The organism is Sphingomonas sp. 10B4, from assembly GCF_035019905.1.
Classification (GTDB): domain Bacteria; phylum Pseudomonadota; class Alphaproteobacteria; order Sphingomonadales; family Sphingomonadaceae; genus Sphingomonas; species Sphingomonas glacialis.
Genome location: NZ_JASJVC010000139.1, coordinates 1 through 2,713, shown reverse-complemented (window position 1 = coordinate 2,713; position 2,713 = coordinate 1). Strand labels below are relative to the sequence as shown.

1 protein-coding gene and 1 pseudogene are annotated in these 2,713 nt (G+C 58.1%); both read left to right on the top strand.

The features are described 5' to 3' along the window. Window positions 1–186: 186 nt before the first annotated feature. Window positions 187–1,857, top strand: coding sequence for an HWE histidine kinase domain-containing protein (locus QN347_RS19015; protein ID WP_322159896.1), 1,671 nt, complete (start codon window positions 187–189; stop codon window positions 1,855–1,857). Between the two features lie 551 nt (window positions 1,858–2,408). Then, a pseudogene (locus QN347_RS19010) lies at window positions 2,409–2,713 on the top strand (IS21 family transposase); the annotation flags it as partial.

Here is a 2,713-nt window from a genome sequence, read left to right as displayed (position 1 = left end):
CATCCCCGATGACTCGCACGCCAAAACGTCGACGGGAATCCCTAATCGGACTCAAATGTAAGGCGAGAACCACTAGCCGCGCGCTCTTCTGCTGAGGTGTGAAAGAGACGGAAGAAACGGTTTCGCGGTTGCCGACTTGACGTGGTAGCCTCCTCTCGCCGCTCTGCCCGGACGGAAGGAAAAATCATGCCGGAGCCGCGACCGTTAGCCAAAACTCCCATCCCATTTGGAATTTCGGAAGGCGGACGGGCCGACATCGACCTTTTGCACGGTATCAGCATCGAACTGATAGCCGAGCAGGACCATGTCGAGCTTTACGGCAAAATCGTCGACGCGGCGGTAGCGATTACAGGTTCGCAATTCGGGACGATGCAGTTGCTTTGCCCGCAAGGCGACCCCTCGGGGAATGGCGGTAAGCTCAATCTTCTTTGTTCGCGCGGGCTACCCGAGGAAGCCGTTGAGTTTTGGCGGTGGGTGGGCCCCGAAGCACACAGTACTTGCATAAATGCGCTCAAGTCCGGTCAGCGGGAAATTGTGCCCGACTACGAGGATTGGGATGTGATTGCTGGCACGGAAGACCTCCTTGCATTTCGGCGCAGCGGCATCCGGTCCGCTCAGACAACACCCTTGCTGTCGCGCGATGGCACTCTGCTTGGAATGATATCCACGCATTGGAGCGAGCCACATGTGCCCTCGGATCGGGATCTGCGCCTGCTTGATATCTTGGCTCGGCAGGCTGCCGATCTTTTAGAACGAACAATCGCTGAAGAGGCGCGTCGCGCGCGAGAGCAGGAGCTTGATCGCACGTGCGCCACTTTACGCGAAGCCAAAGACTTGCAGAAGCTGCTCACTGCTGAATTGAGCCACCGTGTGAAGAATATGCTTGCTACGGTGCAGGCGATCGCTTCGCAAACCTTGCGACATTGCGATGACCCGGCCGATTTCGTCACAAGCTTCGGTGGCCGGATTCAGTCGATGTCCCGTGTGCATTCTCAGCTGAGCATCAACGATTGGAAAGGCACGGGACTCCACGACATCGTCCGCGATCAAATGAAGTTCGGACCTGTCGATGAGGCGCAAGTTTCAGCATCCGGCCCGGCGGTTTACATTGATGCCACACACGTACCGATGATGGCGATGATACTGCACGAGCTTGGAACGAACTCGCTCAAATATGGCGCGTTGTCGAAGAAGGAAGGCACGGTCAAGATCGCCTGGAGCGTCAGTGATCAAGGGCTCGACCTGTGTTGGACTGAGCAGGGTGGACCGGCAGTTGCTCAAACTTTGAAGCGCGGCTTCGGGACTAATTTGATAGAATCAACCGCGCGCGGCGTGGGCGGGGAAGCCAAGATGTTGATCGAGGTTGATGGCGTGCGGTGGAATATCACGCTTCCGATCTCCGCAGACCAGACGTCGAGCAGAACGACGAGCGAGGCATCCGCTCTCGAGGTGCCTTCCCCGAATCATGATGCAAGTGGCTTGAATGGTCAGACCGATTTTATGAGGCTTGACGGAAAGCGTATCCTTATTGTTGAGGACGAGCCGATGGTGGCAATGGACATTGCCGGACAGCTCGAAGACGCTGGTGCAACCGTCATCGGGCCAGCCGGGAATGCATCTGCCGCATTGACCCTGATCGAGCAGTATCGGTTTGACGGAGCGCTACTGGATGCCAATCTTGGCGGCCATCCAGTCGGCGATATCGCAGCGTCACTGAAACTCAAAAACATCCCGTTTGCCTTTGTAAGCGGATACAATCGAGACTCGCTGCCTTTGTCGTTTGACGAGGTGGAATTGTTATCGAAACCGTTCAGCACGGCCCAGCTGCTGGCAGCAGTGGCCAAAATCGTTTCTTAGACATGCCGCCCTGGGTCTGGCGGTAGCACCATCAAGGTTCAATCCGCCGCGGTGCCTGAGCTGATCGATTGGCAAGCATTGTGCGAGACCGTGTCAGCGCTGAATGAAGGTTATATTTGCTACAAGCCAGAGCCCAAGCCCCCGCGCTGCGACGCGCCGCCAGCGAAATTTTGCCGGTTATCGAACGCCACATTGCCATGCTGACGAAGATGTAATCCTGAGCGGAGGTTCGCACGCAGTCCCTTTCCGGTTAGACCAATGCGGGCGAACTTCGCTTGGCCTTCAGACCATATGTCGGCAGTCCGGCGATCCATGCAAGCGCCTATTAACGAGCGTCAGCTTTCAGGATTGCACCAAGCTGCCCGGAACAGCTATCGTTCATCGCCCGGCTGGCTGTCCCATCAATGCTCGGCGAATGGCAATTTTCGTCAGAAGCCGCCGCTTGGATGCGGCGGTGACAAAGCAGGCCATCGGAACGCCGGCACGGTGCTGAGCGTGGCGGAGTAAAATCCGGCCGTTGGTAAGGTTGCTTCTTTTGGGAGCGGCCGGGGATGTTTGCCGTGGAGAGCTATGCCGCCGTTCGGCGCTTCGTGTTCGTGGAGGGACATAGCCGTCGCGAGGCGGCGCGGGTGTTCGGGCTGAGCCGGGAGACGGTGGCCAAGATGTGCCGGTTTTCGCTGCCACCGGGATATACGCGCAAGGAGCCGGCGGCGAAGCCGAAGCTGGGGCCACTGCTGCCGGTGATCGATGCGATCCTGGAAGCGGACCAGACAGCGCCTGTGAAGCAGCGGCATACGGCCAAGCGGATCTTCGAACGGCTGCGCGACGAGCATGGTTTTGCCGGCGGATATACCGT